This is a genomic window from Actinoplanes philippinensis (genome assembly GCF_900113015.1).
Lineage (GTDB): Bacteria > Actinomycetota > Actinomycetes > Mycobacteriales > Micromonosporaceae > Actinoplanes > Actinoplanes philippinensis.
Genome location: NZ_FONV01000010.1, coordinates 480,169 through 497,204 on the forward strand (window position 1 = coordinate 480,169; position 17,036 = coordinate 497,204).

General features: G+C 69.5%; 15 protein-coding genes and 1 riboswitch. Of the genes, 5 read left to right on the forward strand and 10 right to left on the reverse strand.

Annotated elements, in window-relative coordinates; genetic code table 11:
* Positions 1-11: 11 nt before the first annotated feature.
* The 4 genes from ahcY to BM290_RS28210 all read left to right on the forward strand — a co-directional run bounded on the left by ahcY (position 12) and on the right by BM290_RS28210 (position 4,773).
* Complete coding sequence (gene ahcY, locus BM290_RS28195; RefSeq protein ID WP_093618877.1) at positions 12-1,472, forward strand: adenosylhomocysteinase; 1,461 nt, start codon at positions 12-14, stop codon at positions 1,470-1,472.
* A gap of 103 nt (positions 1,473-1,575) precedes the next feature.
* Positions 1,576-2,112 carry a DUF4142 domain-containing protein gene (locus BM290_RS28200; protein ID WP_177319932.1) on the forward strand — a complete coding sequence of 179 codons (537 nt, stop codon included), beginning with the start codon at positions 1,576-1,578 and terminating at the stop codon, positions 2,110-2,112.
* 16 nt (positions 2,113-2,128) lie between these two features.
* Positions 2,129-3,775, forward strand: a complete 1,647-nt coding sequence (locus tag BM290_RS28205) for a cation:proton antiporter (RefSeq protein WP_093618879.1) — start codon at positions 2,129-2,131, stop codon at positions 3,773-3,775.
* A gap of 23 nt (positions 3,776-3,798) precedes the next feature.
* Positions 3,799-4,773: an ABC transporter substrate-binding protein gene (locus BM290_RS28210; RefSeq protein ID WP_093618880.1), complete on the forward strand. Its 975-nt coding sequence runs from the start codon at positions 3,799-3,801 to the stop codon at positions 4,771-4,773.
* Positions 4,774-4,835: 62 nt separating this feature from the next.
* On the opposite strand, the gene BM290_RS28215 is transcribed toward BM290_RS28210, so the two are convergent.
* From BM290_RS28215 to BM290_RS28250, 8 genes are all read right to left on the reverse strand, one after another.
* On the reverse strand, positions 4,836-6,407 hold the full coding sequence (locus tag BM290_RS28215) for an ABC transporter permease (protein WP_093618881.1): 1,572 nt from the start codon (positions 6,405-6,407) through the stop codon (positions 4,836-4,838).
* Positions 6,404-7,306, reverse strand: a complete 903-nt coding sequence (locus tag BM290_RS28220; RefSeq protein ID WP_093618882.1) for an ABC transporter ATP-binding protein — start codon at positions 7,304-7,306, stop codon at positions 6,404-6,406. Before BM290_RS28220 ends, BM290_RS28215 begins: the two co-directional genes overlap by 4 nt.
* Complete coding sequence (locus tag BM290_RS28225; RefSeq protein ID WP_093618883.1) at positions 7,276-7,926, reverse strand: TetR/AcrR family transcriptional regulator; 651 nt, start codon at positions 7,924-7,926, stop codon at positions 7,276-7,278. Before BM290_RS28225 ends, BM290_RS28220 begins: the two co-directional genes overlap by 31 nt.
* Positions 7,927-7,968: 42 nt before the next feature.
* Positions 7,969-8,871: an ABC transporter substrate-binding protein gene (locus tag BM290_RS28230; RefSeq protein ID WP_093618884.1), complete on the reverse strand. Its 903-nt coding sequence runs from the start codon at positions 8,869-8,871 to the stop codon at positions 7,969-7,971.
* Entirely contained in the window at positions 8,868-10,847 is a 1,980-nt protein-coding gene (locus tag BM290_RS28235; RefSeq protein ID WP_239143685.1) for a putative bifunctional diguanylate cyclase/phosphodiesterase, read from the reverse strand. Before BM290_RS28235 ends, BM290_RS28230 begins: the two co-directional genes overlap by 4 nt.
* Positions 10,848-10,915: 68 nt before the next feature.
* On the reverse strand, positions 10,916-11,683 hold the full coding sequence (locus tag BM290_RS28240) for an ATP-binding cassette domain-containing protein (RefSeq protein WP_093618952.1): 768 nt from the start codon (positions 11,681-11,683) through the stop codon (positions 10,916-10,918).
* Positions 11,680-12,690, reverse strand: a complete 1,011-nt coding sequence (locus BM290_RS28245; RefSeq protein ID WP_093618886.1) for an ABC transporter permease — start codon at positions 12,688-12,690, stop codon at positions 11,680-11,682. Before BM290_RS28245 ends, BM290_RS28240 begins: the two co-directional genes overlap by 4 nt.
* A gap of 1 nt (position 12,691) precedes the next feature.
* A complete protein-coding gene (locus BM290_RS28250; RefSeq protein ID WP_093618887.1) occupies positions 12,692-13,714 on the reverse strand; it encodes a substrate-binding domain-containing protein in 1,023 nt (340 codons plus the stop codon).
* A gap of 183 nt (positions 13,715-13,897) precedes the next feature.
* Between BM290_RS28250 and BM290_RS28255 the strand changes: the two genes are divergently transcribed.
* Entirely contained in the window at positions 13,898-14,773 is an 876-nt protein-coding gene (locus BM290_RS28255; protein WP_093618888.1) for a hypothetical protein, read from the forward strand.
* Between the two features lie 38 nt (positions 14,774-14,811).
* On the opposite strand, the gene BM290_RS28260 is transcribed toward BM290_RS28255, so the two are convergent.
* Positions 14,812-16,236 carry a glycine hydroxymethyltransferase gene (locus tag BM290_RS28260; protein WP_093618889.1) on the reverse strand — a complete coding sequence of 475 codons (1,425 nt, stop codon included), beginning with the start codon at positions 16,234-16,236 and terminating at the stop codon, positions 14,812-14,814.
* 20 nt (positions 16,237-16,256) lie between these two features.
* Positions 16,257-16,346, reverse strand: a riboswitch (ZMP/ZTP riboswitch).
* 48 nt (positions 16,347-16,394) lie between these two features.
* The gene (locus BM290_RS28265; RefSeq protein ID WP_143133991.1) at positions 16,395-16,919 is read right to left on the reverse strand and encodes an STM3941 family protein; all 525 of its coding nucleotides are present in this window, start codon (positions 16,917-16,919) and stop codon (positions 16,395-16,397) included.
* Positions 16,920-17,036 lie beyond the last annotated feature (117 nt).

Below are 17,036 nucleotides of genomic sequence, written 5' to 3' on the forward strand. Positions count from 1 at the left end.
GCCCTCTTTTCATGAGCGACAAACTTCGATCCGTCAACGGTCTCGACTTCGCGGTCGCCGACCTGTCGCTGGCCGAGGCCGGCCGCCACCAGCTCCGTCTCGCCGAGCACGAGATGCCCGGCCTGATGTCGCTGCGCACCGAGTTCGGTGACAGCAAGCCGCTGAGCGGCGCCCGGATCGCCGGCTCGCTGCACATGACCGTGCAGACCGCCGTCCTGATCGAGACCCTGGTCGCGCTCGGCGCCGAGGTCCGCTGGGTGTCCTGCAACATCTTCTCCACCCAGGACGAGGCGGCCGCCGCGGTCGTCGTCGGCCCGACCGGGACCGTCGACGCCCCGGCCGGTGTGCCGGTCTTCGCCTGGAAGGGCGAGACGCTGGAGGAGTACTGGTGGGCGACCATGCGCCTGTTCGACTTCGGCGACGGCCGCGGGCCGAACATGATCCTCGACGACGGCGGTGACGCCACCCTGCTCGTGCACAAGGGTGTCGAGTTCGAGGGCGCGGGCGCTGTTCCGGCCACCACGGCCGAGGACAACCACGAGTACTCGATCATCCTGGAGACGCTGCGCGGCAGCCTCGCCGCCGACAACCAGCGGTTCACGAAGATCGCGGCCGAGATCAAGGGCGTGACCGAGGAGACCACCACCGGTGTGGCCCGGCTCTACAAGCTGGCCAAGGAGGGCACCCTGCTCTTCCCGGCGATCAACGTCAACGACGCGGTCACCAAGAGCAAGTTCGACAACAAGTACGGCATCCGCCACTCGCTCGTCGACGGCCTCAACCGGGCGACCGACGTGATGCTCGGCGGCAAGCTGGCCGTGGTCTGCGGTTACGGCGACGTCGGCAAGGGCTCCGCGGAGACGCTGCGTGGCCAGGGCGCCCGCGTCGTGGTCACCGAGGTCGACCCGATCTGCGCGCTGCAGGCCGCGATGGACGGCATGCAGGTCGTCCGGATCGAGGACGTGGTCGGTGAGGCCGACATCTTCATCACCACCACCGGCGGCACCGACATCATCACCGTCGAGCACCTGTCGGCGATGAAGCACAACGCGATCGTCGGCAACGTCGGCCACTTCGACGACGAGATCGACATGGCCGGCCTGGCCAAGGTCGAGGGCATCGAGAAGGTCGAGATCAAGCCGCAGGTGCACGAGTGGCGCTTCCCGGACGGCCACTCGGTGATCGTCCTCTCCGAGGGCCGCCTGATGAACCTGGGCAACGCGACCGGTCACCCGAGCTTCGTGATGTCCAACTCGTTCACCAACCAGGTGATGGCCCAGATCGAGCTCTGGACCAAGCCGGAGGCGTACGAGAAGCAGGTCTACGTGCTGCCGAAGCACCTGGACGAGAAGGTGGCCCGGCTGCACCTGGACGCGCTCGGCGTCCGGCTGACCACCCTCACCAAGAAGCAGGCGGAGTACCTGGGCGTGGACGTCGAGGGGCCGTACAAGCCGGAGCACTACCGGTACTGATTCACCTCGCAGCACGACGCGCCCGGCCATCGATGATGTCCGGGCGCGTCCCTTTTAAGCCGTTTATGCTGCGATTATGTCTTTCCGTCACATGATTTTTACGTTGGGTGCCACAGCCCTGATCGGCCTTTCCCCGGTGTCCGCGGCGGCCGCCCCGGCCCGGCCGGAGACCGCCGGCTCCAGCGTCACGGCGGGCCGCCCGGTCAGCCCGGAGGCCGAGTTCCTGATCGCCGTGCACCAGGGCAACCTGTCCCAGATCGAGGTCGGCCGGCTGGCCGCCAAGAAGAGCGAGAACCGGACCGTACGCAAGCTCGGCAAGCGGTTCGCGGCGTACCACCTGAAGCTGGACGCCCAGGTCAGGCAGGTTGCCGAGGCTCTGGATGTGCGCCTGCCGGCGGAGCCGAACTCGGAGCAGCTGACCCTCGCCGAGCAGTATCGGACCGCCACCGCGGCCGGTTTCGACACGCTGTTCATCGACACCCAGCTGTCCAATTACGAGCGGGCGGAGAAGCTGGCGCGGCTCGTTCTGGCCGTCAGCAAGGACCCGTCGATCGCGAAGATCGTCGCTGCCGCCCGCCCGGTGATCGAGAAGAACCGGGCCGCTCTGGCCGCGGCCCGCGAAGCGCTGGCCAGGAGGTAACCGCGACAATGATCAAATGATCTACGAGCAGATCCTGCTGTACGCGCTGGGAGCGATCGCGGTGATCATCGTGGTCCATTGGGTCACGGAGAAGACCGGCCTCCCCGCCGCGGTTCTGCTGACATTGGTCGGCGTCGCCTACTCCTACCTTCCCGGGAAGAACCTGGGGGTGAACGAACATGTGATTCTGATGTTCGTTCTCCCGCCCCTGCTCTACAACGCGGCCCTGGACTCCTCCCTGCTGGACATCCGGCGCAACATCCGGACGGTGATCAGTCTGTCGGTGGTCCTGGTGCTGATCACCGCTCTGCTGGTCGGCCTCGGTTTCTCGCTGTGGGTCGCCGGGGCCACTCTCGCCGCCGGTGTCGCCCTGGGGGCGGCGGTCGCCCCGCCCGATCCGGTCGCGGCGCTCGCCGTAGGCCGCAAGGCGGGGCTGCCGGGCAAGCTGATCACCCTGATCCAGGGTGAGGGTCTGCTGAACGACGCCACCGCACTGACCCTTCTCACCGTGGCGATCGCCGCGCAACAGGACGGCGAGGAGATCTCGTTCGGCGGCACGGTCCAGCACTTCTTCACCTCGGCCACCGGCGGCGTGGTCATCGGCATCGTCATCGCGTACGTCGTGCGGTTCCTCAGGCCGTTCCGGCAGGACCCGCTCAGCGCGAACGCCCTGTCGATCATCACTCCGCTCGGCGCTTTCACCCTGGCCGAGCATTACCACCTCTCCGGTGTGCTCGCCGTCGTGGTGGCCGGGTTGATCGTCGGACACGACACCCCGCGCTACACCACCGGCGCCAGCCGCCTGCAGAGCGCCGCCGTCTGGCGGCTGATCGACTTCCTGCTGGAGGGTGCGGTCTTCCTGCTGATCGGCATGCAGGTCAAGGACATCCTCGAAGGGCTCCGGTCCTACACGTGGCAGGCGATCAGCATCGCGCTGGCCATCACGCTGGGTGTGGTGCTCCTGGTGCGCCCGCTCTGGCTGGCGATCACCCAGCTGCTCCCCCGCGAGTTGCACCTGCGCCTGGGTGGCCAGCAGGACGACGACATGGACGTCCCAGAGGGCCGGGCCAAGGAGCAGCCGCTGTCCGGCCGGGAGGTCACCGCTCTGACCTGGGCCGGCACCCGTGGCGTCATCACCCTGGCGGCGGTCTTCACCATTCCCGACGACTTCCCCAACCATGACCTGATGGTCTTCTGCGCCCTGGTGGTCGTGCTCGTCACCCTGGTCGGACAGGGCCTCACCTTCGCGCCGCTGGTCCGCCTGCTGGGTCTGCGCGCCAACCAGAAGGACAAGGCCCGCCTGCGCAACGAGGCCCGCTCGGCCGCCGTCCAGGCCGCCCTGAACCGGCTCGACGACATCCAGGAGGAGCAGCACGATCACGTGGAGGACGAGGCGATCGAGACGATGCGCCGGCAGCTCCAGTTCCGCCTGGACCGCTACCGTCGCCGGCTGGACCTGCTGGAGCAGGTGGAGTCTCACGAGGTGCCGAAGTCTCCGCAGTACGAGGCGGCGCTGATGGTCCGGCAGGCGGTCATCGACGCCGAGCGCGAGGAACTGCTGCGCTGGCGTGACGCGGGCCGCCTGGCCGACGAGAGTCTGCGGGTGCTCAACCGGGAACTCGATCATGAGGAGCTGGTCCTGCCGAAACGGCCAAAGGACTGATACATCCGTAATACGGTGAAAACATGCGCAGACCGTCGACGTTCCTGGTCTTGGTTCTCGCCGGTCTGCTGACGGCGTGCGGGGGCGGTGAGGACACCGCCCCCCGCTCGGCGGCCCAGGGCGGCATCCGTCTCGGGTTCTCCCAGGTCGGCGCGGAGAGCGCGTGGCGGCTCGCGAACACGGCGTCGATCGAGCACGCCGCCACGAACGCCTCGGTGCAGCTGGACCTGCGGGTCGCCGACGGGAAACAGGACAACCAGATCGCCGCCATCCGGGAGTTCATCGCCGCGAAGGTCGACGTCATCGCCTTCTCCCCGGTCGTCGAGTCGGGCTGGGACAAGGTGCTGCAGGAGGCCAAGGACGCCGGCATCCCGGTGATCGTGACCGACCGGACGGTGGACACCACCGACACGTCGCTGTTCGCCACGGTGCTGGGCTCCGACTTCACCGCCGAGGGCCGCAAGGCCGGCGAGTGGCTGGTCGAGCACTTCCGTGACCACAAGGGCCCGGTCCAGATCGTCGAGATCGAGGGCACCACCGGGTCGGCGCCGGCCAACCAGCGCCGGACCGGCTTCGCCGACGCGATCAAGGCCGACACCGACCTGAAGGTGATCGACTCGCGGGACGGCAACTTCACCCGGGCCGGCGGCGAGCAGGTGATGAGCGGCTTCCTGCAGGAGCACAGCGACATCGACGTGCTCTTCGCGCACAACGACGACGCGGGCCTGGGCGCGGTCAAGGCGATCGAGGCGGTCGGCAAACGCCCCGGCGAAGACATCAAGATCATCACCGTGGACGCCAGCCGGGACGGGTTGAGCGCCCTGGCCGAGGGCCGGCTCAACTACGTCATCGAGTGCAATCCCCTGCTCGGGCCGCAGCTGATGGAGCTGGTCGGCAAGGTGAAGACCGGACAGAGCATCCCGCGCCGGGTGGTCGTGGACGAGACCACGTTCGACCGCGAGGCCGCGAAGGCCGTGCTGCCCAACCGTCAATACTGACCCGGCCGGCAACGACCCGGCCTTTCGGCCGGGCCGCACCGTTTTGCTCGCGGGGAGGTCTGCTACGCGGGGAGATCGCGGCGGCGCAGGGCCAGCAGGCCGGCGCCACCGAGTGCGGCTGCGATCAAGGTCAGGATCAGCAGGGGTACGGCCGTGAAGCTCGCACCGGGAAGGTGCGGGACATGGGTGAACGGGGACAGGTCGAGCACCCACTGGTCGATCTGCACCAGCGGCCCCACGATCAGGATCAGCAGCGCCCCGGCGAGCACCGCCCAGGCGGCCGCGGCCAGTTTCGGCGCCACCCCGATCAGCAGCGTGGCCACCCCGGCCAGCACCCAGACGGCCGGGAGCTGGGCCAGCGCGGACGCCACGACCCGACCGGGATCGCCGTGCACCAGACCGGCGACCAGCCCTTCGGCGAGCAGGGCCGCGGCCGGGCCGAGCAGGGCGAAGATCAGGTGACTGGCGCCCCACGCCCACCGGCTCACGTCGGTGCTCAGCATCGCCTCGGCGTGACCGGTCTGCTCCTCGTCACGGATCCGCAGCGCGGCCTGAACCGCGTAGCAGGCGATGATCAGCGCACAGGTCTGCGCGATGGAGGCGAAGTAGGCGTCCATGATGGAGTCGCTGCCGCCGAGCTGGCTGAAGATCCGGCCCATCGAGGCGGAGTCCTCGGCGAGCTGCGCCACGCTGGTGCTCACCCCGCCGAAGACCAGGCCCAGCGCCGCGAACCCGGCGGTCCAGCCGGCCAGCAGCCCGCGGTGCAGCCGCCAGGCCAGCGCGATCGGCGAGCCGAGGGACGCGGCCGCCGAGGCCGGTCCGAGCCGTCCGGCGAGCAGGCCACCGCCGAGGTCACGGCGAGTCAGAAGGTACGCCGAGGCGGCCACCGTGGCCAGTGTGGTGACGACCGCCGGAACCACCGGCCACCAGTCGTCCGCCCCGAACGGGAAGACCCGGTGCGCCCAGCCGATCGGCGACAGCCACGACATCCAGTCGAGCCGGCCGCCGCCGAGTGCCGAGATGTCCCCGCCCATCCGCAGCACATAGGACACGCCGAGGACCAGCACGGCGATCGCCCGCGCCGCGCGCCCGGTGTCGGCGATCTGCGCCGCGACCGCGCCGACACCGGCGAAGAGCCAGCCACTGACCGTGTACGACACGGCGAGCGCCACCGAGCCGGCGGCGGGCAGCCCGTGGCCGATCAGGGTGACCGCGACGAGCACGCCCATCACCAGGCACGCCCCGGCCGTGACCAGCACGGCGGCGGCCAGCGGCGCGAACCGGCCGGTCACCCCGGCACGGAGCAGCTCAGTGCGGCCGGCCTCCTCGTCGGCCCGCGTGTGGCGGATGACGGTGAGCAGGGCGGCGAGACCGATCATCACCGGCAGGAAGCCGCCCCGCCAGACGGTCAGCTCGCCGAGGCTGTCGCCGTGCAGCGGGCCGTAGAGGCCGACGAACCCGGCGTTGGCCGCGCTGATCTGCGCGTAGTGGATCCGCTCCTGCGCCGTGGCGAACAGCGTGTCGAAGCCGGAGACATACACGACGGGCAGCAGGCCGAGCACGAACACCCAGAGCGGCATGACGACCCGGTCGAGGCGCAGCGCCAGCCGGATCAGGCCGAGCGTCCCGGTCATCGGACGCTCTCCGCGTCCCGCGTGTAGTGCCGCAGGAAAAGCTCCTCCAGCGACGGCGGCTGGCTGACCAGACTGCGCACCCCGGCCTCGACCAGCGACTTCAGCGCCGGCTCGAGGGCGTCGGCGTCCACGTCGAAGGCCACCCGACCGTTCTCGGTGGTGAGGTCGTGCACCCCGGCGATGGTGGCGAGCCCGTTGACCGGGCCGGTCAGCTCGGCGCGGATGGTGGTGCGGGTCAGGTGGCGCAGGTCGGCCAGGGTGCCGGTCTCCACGGCTCGGCCGGCCCGGATGATGGTCACCCGGTCACAGAGCGCCTCGACCTCGGAGAGGATGTGGCTGGACAGCAGGACCGTACGGTCACCGCGTCTTTTCTCCTCGAGGATCACCTCCCGGAAGGCCTCCTCCATCAGCGGGTCCAGCCCGGAGGTCGGCTCGTCGAGCAGAAGCAGCTCCACGTCGGAGGCGAGCGCCGCGACCAGCGCCACCTTCTGCCGGTTGCCCTTGGAGTAGGTCCGGCCCTTCTTGCGCGGGTCGAGCTCGAACCGCTCGATCAGGTGGTCGCGGCGCTGCCGGTCGAGGCCGCCCCGCAGCCGGCCGAGCAGGTCGATCACCTCGCCACCGGTCAGGTTGGGCCAGAACGTCACGTCACCGGGGACGTAGGCGAGCCGGCGGTGCAGCGCCGTGGCCTCGGCCCACGGGTCGCCGCCGAGCAGCCGCGCCGAGCCGCCGTCGGCCCGCATCAGCCCGAGCAGCACGCGGATGGTGGTGGTCTTGCCCGCACCGTTCGGCCCGAGGAAGCCGTGCACCTCGCCGGTCGCGACGCGCAGGTCGAGCCCGTCCAGAGCGGTGACCGCCCCGAACCGTTTGATCAGTCCTTCGACATCGATGGCATCCGCCATGACCCCTTCTCTCCGATCAGAGAATCTCCGAGCCGATCCAGCGCCTTCAGCGCGTCGTCGGCCTGCTCAGGGGTGAGGAGTGGCTGCGAGAAGATCTCCAGGGAGGCCCGGATGAGGCGCAGGTAGCCGGGCATGGCGCCGACGTCCTCGCCGAGCGCGGCCGTCAACTGGTCACGCATCAGGAACATGCCCATCTTCATGGCGCCGAGGACCGCCACGTAGGCGCGCGGGTCGGACGTCTCCAGCCCGGTGGTGGCCAGCCACTGCTCGCCGCGCTGCACGGTCTGCTCGAACATGGCCGCGCCCCGGGGCGATCCGTCCATCAGGGACCGCACCAGATATTGCTGGAGGGCCATGGCGTCGGGGGCGATGGCGCCGCCGATCGTGCCGGACTCGGTGAACGCCATCTGCAGCTGCGCTATCCGCGCCATGGCCCACTCGTCGCAGGCGTCGCGGAGCCCCTCCTTGGACCCGAAGTGGTGCCGTAGCAGGCCCGAGGAGACGCCGGCGGCCTGGGCGATGTCGCGGATCGTGGCGCCGGCGATGCCCCGCTCGGTGAAGAGGGCGATCGCGGCGTCCCGGATCCGGGCTCGGGCGGTCAGGTCGCTGTCACTACTCACGCGTGTAGCGTACTACACGAGCGTGTAGTTCTCCATGAGTGTCTATGCGCCGTTGACTGTCGCCTTGCTGACTCCGCTCGCGCTCAGCTCCCAGCGGGCCAGCAGGTCGCCGTAGGTGCCGGAGTCGATGAGCCGCTGCAGGGCGTCGCGCAGGCAGTCCCGCAGCGCCACGTTGTGCTTGTCCACCGCGATACCGAAGAGGCCCGGCTCGTACTGCTCGTCCGAGGCCAGCTCGAAGAAGGCGCTGGTCCGCTCATCGGTGGTCAGGTAGGAGGCCGGCGGGTAGTCCTGCAGCGCCGCCACCACCCGGCCCAGGCGCAGCTCCACCAGGGCGTCCGCGTTCGTCGGCAGGCTGACGATCCGTACCGGGCGGGATCCGCACTTCTTCGCCGTCTGCCGGAGCATCTCCTCCTGGAAGGTGCCCGTCTCGGCCGCCGCCGAATGACCGCACAGGTCGTCGAGGCTCCGGACGCCCTTCGGGTTGCCCCGCTGCACCAGGATCGACGTGCCGGTGGAGAAGTAGTTGACGAAGTCCGCCCGGTCACGCCGGTCCTCGGTGTCGGTCATCGAGGACAGCACCCCGTCGTACGTGCCGGCCGACACCTCGTCGAGCGCCGTGTTGAAGACGCCGACCACCATCTCGACCCGTACGCCGAGCACCTCACCCAGCGCGGCGGCCAGATCCGGTTCGAAGCCGATGATGGTGCGCCCGTCGGCGGCGAAGTACTCCATCGGCGCGTAGCTGGCATCGGTCACCAGGCGCACGAACCCGCGCATCCGGATCGTCTCCGGCAGCTTGGCGTGCAGCGCCTCGTCCATGGCCACGGTGCCGACCTCGTCCACCGCCCCGGCCTGGACGGCGACGCCCGGGGCCCCGGTGCAGCCACCCGACGCGAGAACGAGCGCGATCCCGGCGGCGGCCGCGGCACGACTGAGGAGACTCATCGGGACATTCCTTCGATCATCGTCGCTTCTGACATCTCACCCGGCAGCCCGAAAATCCCGGCGTCCACCTGCGGCCACGGAACCGGACGGCCGATCAGGTAACCCTGCGCCTCGTCACAGCCCGCGTCGATCAGCCATCGGTAGACCTCGGCCGTCTCGACACCCTCGGCGGTGACCCGGCTGCCCAGGCCGTGCGCCAGCTCGATCACCGACCGGACGATGGCCCGGCTCTGCGGGTCGTGCGTCACGTCGGCCACGAACTTCCGGTCGATCTTGATCTCCGCGACCGGCTGCCCGCGCAGATGCGACAGGCTGGTGAAGCCGGCGCCGAAGTCGTCGACGGAGAGGCCGACACCGAGCGCGGCCACCTGGGCGAGCACCCGTTCCACCCTCTCCACGTCGCCGGCCAGCGCGGTCTCGGTCACCTCGAGCACCAGCCGCTCCGGCGGGGTGCCGGTCTCGGCGAGCAGCGCGGCCACCAGGTCCGGGAATCCGGCCACCTCGAGGTTGCGCACCGACACGTTCACCGACACCGCCCACGACTGGCCGGCCGCGGTCCAGCCCAGCTGGTCGGTCAGGGCCCGGCGCAGCACCCACTCGGTGAGCGGCACGATCAACCCGGAGTGCTCGGCGGCCGGCAGGAAGACACCCGGCGGCAGCAACCCGCGCTCCGGATGCTCCCAGCGGACCAGCGCCTCCAGAGCGATCACCGCGCCGTCCGGCAGGTTGACCTTGGGCTGGTAGTGCAGGACCAGTTCGTCGCGCTCCAGCGCGTGCCGCAGCTCGGCCTGCACCACGAGCCACTGATGCGAGTGGGCGACCCCGGTGCCGGAGTAGATGACGATGTCCGCCGTACCGCGTTTGCCCTGGTACATCGCCACGTCCGCGTGCTGTGTCAGCTCCTGGAGGTGGTCGCCGTGCTCCGGGTAGAGGGCGATGCCGAAGCTCGCCTCGATGCTCAGCGGCACGCCGTCGAGCACCATCTCCTCGGCCAGCCGATCCCGCACACCCTCCAGCAGCGCGACCGCCTCCGGCCCGGTCCGGCCCGGCAGCAGGAGGGCGAACTCGTCCCCGCCCAGCCGCGCCAGCAGGTCCCGCGAGTCCAGACCGGCCCGGAACCGCTCGGAGACCACCCGCAGCAGCTCGTCACCGGCGTGATGACCGAGGGTGTCGTTGACCTCCTTGAACCGGTTGAGGTCGACGAGCACCACGGCGCCCGTCTCCCCGTCCCGGCGGGCCTGGTTCAGGACGGCGTCCGCCTCGGCGCGGAAGGCGACCCGGTTCGGCAGTCCGGTCAGCGCGTCGTGCAGGGCGTTGTGCCGCTGGTCGGCGGCGTAGCGGCGCAGCGACCGGGTGATCCACCAGGCCAGCAGCGCCAGGACCAGATAGAGGGCGGCGAGACCGCCACCGATGCGCCGGACGGTCTGGGTCACCTGATGGTCCAGGCGGTCGGCGATCGACTGGTACGGCAGATAGACCTCGAGCACACCGACGGACTGCCCGGTCGCCCCGGCGAACAGCGGCTGCATCACCCGGATCGTCTGGGTCCGCCCGATGATGACCTTGGCTCGGGCCGCACCCGCCGCGGCGGCCTGGAAGTCCGGATCGGACACCGGCACCCCGTTGCTGGACGAGCCGTCGTCGGAGAAGATCACCCGGCCGGTGAAGCCCCGCAGCCGCAGGTGCTGCACCGAGCCGCGGTAGACGGCGAGCCCGGTGGACTCGCGCATCCGCTCGTACTGCTCGGCGGTGAGTCCACGGCGGCTCAGGTCTCCGCCCAGAATGTGCGCCTCGCCACTGTTCAGTGCGGGCGCGACCACCATCTGCGCGATGACGTCGGCCTGTGCCAGCCCCTGGGCACGTCCCTGCTCGGCCGCGTCCCGGCGGTAGTCCTGCACCACGAGCGCACCCAGGGCGACCACCGGGACGAGACTGGCCGCAGCGAAGGTCGCGAACAGCCGTGAGGTGCTCCGCACTCGCGGACGGGCCGGGCGTAACCACATGTCAAACCTGATCGACGCCGTCCCGGAACGGTTGAGGAAAGTCAGGCGTCCGGCGGAGCGGCGGCTCCCGTCATGATCGCGACCGCGTCGGACATCGAGTGGGATCCCGGCGTGATCACCGCGATCCGGCGGCCCAGGCGCTGGATGTGGATACGGTCCGCGATCTCGAAGACGTGCGGCATGTTGTGGCTGATCAGGATCACCGGCAGACCCCGGTCCCGGACGTCGCGGATCAGCTGCAGGACCCGGTTGCCCTCCTTCACGCCGAGCGCCGCGGTCGGCTCGTCGAGGATCACCACCTTGCTGCCGAAGGCCGCCGACCGGGCCACCGCCACCGCCTGCCGCTGGCCGCCGGAGAGCGACTCCACCGGCTGGCCGATGTTCTGCAGGGTGGCGACACCGAGCTCGCTCATGTGCCGGGCCGCCTCCTCCCGCATCCGTTTGCGGTCCAGCATCCGGAAGATCGACCCCAGCGGGCCGGGCCGGCGCTGCTCCCGGCCGAGGAACAGGTTGTCCGCGATGTCCAGCCCCGGCGCCACCGCAAGGGTCTGGTAGACGGTCTCGATCCCGGCGGCGCGGGCCTCCATCGGGTTGCGGAAGTGCACCGGCTGCCCGTCCAGCAGGATCTCGCCACTGTCCGGGACCAGCGCCCCGGACAGCGCCTTGATCAGGCTCGACTTGCCGGCCCCGTTGTCACCGATCACCGCGAGGATCTCGCCCGGGAGCAACTCGAGGTCACTGCCGTCGATCGCGACCACTCGCCCGTACCTCTTGGTCAGGCCTTTGGCTTGAAGAACCGGAGTCGTCACGAGCGCACCTTCCTGATCCACTGGTCCAGCGAGACCGCGATCAGCACCAGCAGGCCGATCGCGAAGCCCTGCCAGACCACCTCGACGCCGGCCAGTTGCAGGCCGTTGCGGAAGACCCCGACGATCAGCGCCCCGATCAGCGTGCCGATCACCCCGCCGCGACCGCCGAAGAGACTGGTCCCGCCGAGCACGACCGCGGTGATCGAGTCCAGGTTGTACTCGGTGCCGACGTTCGGGCTGGCCGACGCGAGCCGCCCGATCAGGATCCACCCGGCGACCGCGTAGAGCAGCCCGGCCGTGGTGTAGACCGAGAACAGCACCCGGCCGGTCCGGATGCCCGCCAGCCGGGCCGCCTCGACGTCGTCCCCGGTCGCGTAGACGTGCTTGCCCCACGCCGTCGAGCTCAGCGCGTAGGCGAAGAACCCGAACAGCAGCAGCATGATGATCGACCCGTAGCTGAGCCGGAAGCTCCCGATCGGGATCGCCTGCCCGGTCCACGTCATCAGGGCCGGCATGTCCGCGCCACGGATCGTCTCACTGTTGCTGACCACAGCGTTCAGCGAGAAGAAGATCGTCAGCGTGCCCAGTGTGACGATGAACGGCGGCAGCTTGATCCGGGTCACCAACAGCCCGTTCACCGCGCCCATCGCCGTGCCGCACGCGAAGCCGAGCAGCAGCGCGAGCGGCGCCGGCACTCCCGCGTCGGTCGCGAAGATCGCCATCAGGATCGACGAGAACACCGCGATCGCCCCGGCCGACAGGTCGATGCCGGCGGTCAGGATGATCAGGGTCTGCCCGAGCGCCAGCGTCGCGATCACGGTGACCTGCAGCAGCACCAGGGACAGGTTGGCCGCCGAGAAGAACCGGGCGTTGACGATCGAGAACGCAACGATCGCCACGATCAGCACGGCGAGCGGGCCGAGCACCGGATTGCCGTGCAGCAGGTGTTGCAGTCGCAGCCCGAACGAGTCGTGCCGCCGTACCTCGAAATCAGCGGTGGCGGTCATCTCACCCCCAGCAGTTCTGCTTGCCCCACGCGGAGTCCTTCGCCTCCACGCCGGCCTGCGGTTGGTCGGTGATCAGTTGCACGCCGGTGTCGACGAAGCTCTTGCCGGCGGTGTTCTGCGGTTTCGCGCCGGTCTTCGCGTACTCCGCGATCGCGGCGACGCCCAGCTCGGCCATCTTGATCGGGAACTGCATCGAGGTCGCGCCGATCACCCCGGCGGTGACGTTGTCGACGCCCGGGCAGCCGCCGTCGACCGAGACGATGGTGACCTCGCGCTCCCGGCCGGCCGCCTTCAGCGCCTCATAGGCGCCGGCCGCCGCGGGCTCGTTGATGGTGTAGACCAGATTGATCGAGGGATCCTTCTGGAGCAGGTTCTCCATGGCGGTCCGGCCGCCCTCTTCATTGCCGTCGGTGACGTCGTGCCCGGCGATGCGCGGGTCGCTCTCGTCACCGATGCGTCCCTTGTCGGCGACGTCGATGCCAAATCCTTCAAGAAAACCCTGATCACGTTGTACGTCCACGGACACCTGATTGGCGTTGAGGTCGAGCATCGCGATCCGAGCGTCCTTACCCTCGGTGGCGAACTTGGCCTTCGCCCACTGCCCGATCAGAAGCCCGGCCTGGTAGTTGTCGGTGGCGAAGGTGGCGTCCGCGGCATCGGCCGGCTCGACCGGGGTGTCCAGGGCGATGACCAGCATTCCGGCGTCGTGGGCCCGGTCGATGGCGGGCACGATCGCCTTCGAGTCGTTCGGGGTGATCAGGAAGCCCTTGGCGCCGAAGGAGATCAGATTCTCGATCGCCAGCACCTGGGCCTCGTTGTCGCCGTCCACCTTTCCGGAGAAGGTCTGCAGGTCGACCCCGGCGGTGGCGGCCGAGCCCTGCGCGCCCTTCTTCATGGTCACGAAGAAGGGATTGGTGTCGGTCTTGGTGATCAGCCCGACGACGGGCTCCCCGGTGCCCCGATTGCACGCGGCGCCGGTGAGAACCAGTAACAGACCGCTCGCGGCCACGACGAACCTGCGCATGCCCCCTCCAAGACATCGAGGAAGACCATTGCCTTGGAGTAGACGCCCAGGCCATCGGGCTGTCAACCGGAGACCAGATCGGTAACGGACAATTAGGATGGATCACATGCGGCTCGTACATCACCGGCGCCCTGCACGACGTCGTCCTCCACCGGTTGCCGCCGCGTACGCCATGATCCCTCGGTGACCTCGATCAGCGACCGTCTCACCGACCTCGCCCACCGCCTGTCCGGCATCCTCGACGTCCCGAGCGAGAAGGAGCTCCGCGACGTGCTGTTCGCCGCGGGCTGGCAACCGTCGCGGCACCACACCGCTGCCGTCCTCCAGCTCGGCGAGATGCTGGCCTACACCCTCCCGGAGCCCTGCAGCGCGCATCTCGTCATCGGCATCCACGACTTCGGCGACCCGCAGGAACTGGACGGGGAGGAGAGCGCCCAGCTCTATCAGGAGGCCGAAACACTCGCCGCCGACATCGCCGCGGAACTCCGCCTCGACCCGGCCGGCCCGTTCGACATCGACCCGCTTGAAGGCGTGCATCTCGCCCCGCACCGGTTCCGGGCCGGGCACTGGGCAGCCGGCGTCGCCGATGTCCAATATGACGCCGACCTGCCCCTGATCGTCGAAGCGCACTTCGCCTGGGGCGCGAACCTCCAGGACCGGCTCACCGCCCTGGTCCCGCCACCCGCCCGGCCGCCCGTGGTCGACTGGGCCACGATCGCCCGGCCGTTGCCCGCCGACTACCGCTGGCTCATCGACACCTACGGGCCGGGCCCGCTGGGCGGCGTCCTCGACCTGACCGCCCCCGGCCGGCTCCCCGCACCCCGGTCCGGCCCCGACCTGTTTCCCGAGCGCCTGGCCATGGCCACCTGCGGCGACGACGGCACACTCTCGTGGATCATGGACTCGACCCGGCCGTGGGAGAGCGACCCGGTCGAGGAGGTGAACAGCTGGCACCTGGAGCTGTCCCGCCCCGGCCTGCGCCGCGGATACGGCTGCGGCCTGCTGCATTTCATCGTGCTCGCGCTGACCGGAAAACACGAACCCGCCGCGACCGACTGACGGCCGACGGCGGGTCCAGGTCAAACCCGGCTGATTCGTCAGCCCAGGTCCACGGACGGGTAGAGCGGGAACGGGGCGAGCAGCTCGGTGGCCTGCTTGCTGATCCGGTCGGCGAGAGCCGGGTCCAGGGTGAACTTCGCCTTCGAACCCTCGGCCGGGGTGGTGGCCGCGAGCACCGTGTGGATCAGGTCGGCGATCTGGTCCATCTCGGCGACACCCAGGCCACGGCTGGTCAGCGCCGGCGTCCCGACCCGGATGCCGGACGTGTACCACGCACCGTTCGGGTCGTTCGGGATCGCGTTACGGTTCGTCACGATGCCGCTGTCCAGCAGGGCCTGCTCGGCCTGCCGGCCGGTGATGCCGAACGGGTGCACGTCGAGCAGCACCAGGTGGTTGTCGGTGCCGCCGGACACCAGCTGCACACCCCGCTTCAGCAGGCCCTCGGCCAGCGCCTGGCTGTTGGTGACGATCTGCTGGGCGTAGGTCGCGAACTCAGGCCGGCGCGCCTCGGCGAAAGCGATCGCCTTCGCCGCCATCACGTGCGGCAGCGGGCCGCCGAGCACCATCGGGCAGCCGCGGTCCACCTGCGGCGCGAGCTCCGGCTGGCAGAAGACAGCGCCACCCCGCGGGCCACGCAGGCTCTTGTGGGTGGTGGTGGTGACGATGTGCGCGTGCTCGATCGGGTTGAAGTCGCCGGTGAACACGCCACCCGCGACCAGACCGGCGAAGTGCGCCATGTCGACCATGAAGGTCGCGCCCACCTCGTCGGCGATCTCCCGCATCTTCGCGAAATTGACCTTGCGAGGGTACGCCGAATAGCCGCCCACGATCACCGCGGGCTTGAACTCCTTGGCACTCTCCAGCAGGGCCGCGTAGTCGATCTGACCGGTCGCCGGGTCCACCCCGTAGCTGCGCTGGTCGAACATCTTGCCGGAGATGTTCGGACGGAAGCCGTGGGTCAGGTGGCCACCGGCGTCCAGCGACATGCCGAGCAGCCGCTGGTTGCCGAACGCCTGCCGCAGCTCGGCCCACTCGGCGTCGGTCAGGTCGTTGATCTGCCGCTTCTCGAACTTCTTCAGATACGGCACCTCGACCCGGTCGGCCAGGATGGCCCAGTAGGCGACGAGGTTGGCGTCGATGCCGGAGTGCGGCTGGACATACGCGTACGGCGCGCCGAACAGAGCCTTGGCGTGCTCGGCCGCCACGGACTCGACGATGTCGACGTTCTGGCAGCCGGCGTAGAACCGGCGGCCGACGGTGCCCTCCGCATACTTGTCGGAGAGCCAGTTACCCATGGCGAGCAGGACCGCCGGGGAAGCGTAATTCTCACTCGCGATCAGCTTCAGCGACTCACGCTGGTCGGTCAGCTCCTGCGCGATCGCGTCGGCGATACGCGGCTCGACGGAACGGACCACATCGAGGGCGGAGCGGAAAGCGATGGACTCGGCGTTCAACTCAGGCATGGGACCTCCCTATCACGTAGCGAAGAGGCCCAGGCGCACGGCATACGTCATCTCGACGGAGCCGCTCCACGATGGTCAACCATCCGAACGCGCCAGTCACGGCCCACGCCCAGCATACCGGCGGATCGCCGGATGCCCGCACCCCATTGCGATGCTGCTCACCGCCGGTCGTCGTGCCGCACCGGGCCGGGCAGCGCCTCCCGCCAGTACCGGACGATCGCCTCCTGCAGCTCGTCGGCCGACACCTGCAGCCCGGTCACGGCGATGTTCACCCCGAGGAACCCGATCTTCCGGTTGACCTGCTGGAGCATGCCCTTCGTGCCGGACAGGTAGCGCTTCTCGAAGCCCTCCTCGACAACGACCACGACAAAAACCTGCCGCTGTACGACGAGCTGCTCCACCCCACGAACCACATGCCACGGGATGACCTGCGACGACAGCCGGATGTCACGCACCCCGCCGGTGAATACCTCGACCACCGGCCCGCGGCGGAACACCTGCTGCCCGACCCGGACCGCCCCGAAGCCGAAGAACAGCACCCCGAAGACGCCGATCACGAAGCGCACGACGTCGAAGGACGGACCGGGCCGGCTCACCCAGGCCATGAAGGCACTTGCGGCGATCAGGGCGAACGCGGCCACCAGAAGGCCGAGCGACTTCGGCAACGACCGGTATACGAGCACGGCCTTCACCGTAGTGGACAAAGGCAAAAAGAAAAGGCCCACCCAGTCACCCGGGTGGGCCTTTCCATACGTTGAGTCCGGCGGCGTCCTACTCTCCCACACCCTCCCGAGTGCAGT

Excerpts from the sequence above, each read along its gene's own strand:
- ahcY (WP_093618877.1), top strand. The coding sequence starts at position 12 with ATGAGCGACAAACTTCGATCCGTCAACGGTCTCGACTTCGCGGTCGCC.
- BM290_RS28205 (WP_093618879.1), top strand. The coding sequence starts at position 2,129 with ATGATCTACGAGCAGATCCTGCTGTACGCGCTGGGAGCGATCGCGGTG.
- BM290_RS28210 (WP_093618880.1), top strand. The coding sequence starts at position 3,799 with ATGCGCAGACCGTCGACGTTCCTGGTCTTGGTTCTCGCCGGTCTGCTG.
- BM290_RS28215 (WP_093618881.1), bottom strand. The coding sequence starts at position 6,407 with ATGACCGGGACGCTCGGCCTGATCCGGCTGGCGCTGCGCCTCGACCGG.
- BM290_RS28220 (WP_093618882.1), bottom strand. The coding sequence starts at position 7,306 with ATGGCGGATGCCATCGATGTCGAAGGACTGATCAAACGGTTCGGGGCG.
- BM290_RS28230 (WP_093618884.1), bottom strand. The coding sequence starts at position 8,871 with ATGAGTCTCCTCAGTCGTGCCGCGGCCGCCGCCGGGATCGCGCTCGTT.
- BM290_RS28245 (WP_093618886.1), bottom strand. The coding sequence starts at position 12,690 with ATGACCGCCACCGCTGATTTCGAGGTACGGCGGCACGACTCGTTCGGG.
- BM290_RS28250 (WP_093618887.1), bottom strand. The coding sequence starts at position 13,714 with ATGCGCAGGTTCGTCGTGGCCGCGAGCGGTCTGTTACTGGTTCTCACC.
- BM290_RS28260 (WP_093618889.1), bottom strand. The coding sequence starts at position 16,236 with ATGCCTGAGTTGAACGCCGAGTCCATCGCTTTCCGCTCCGCCCTCGAT.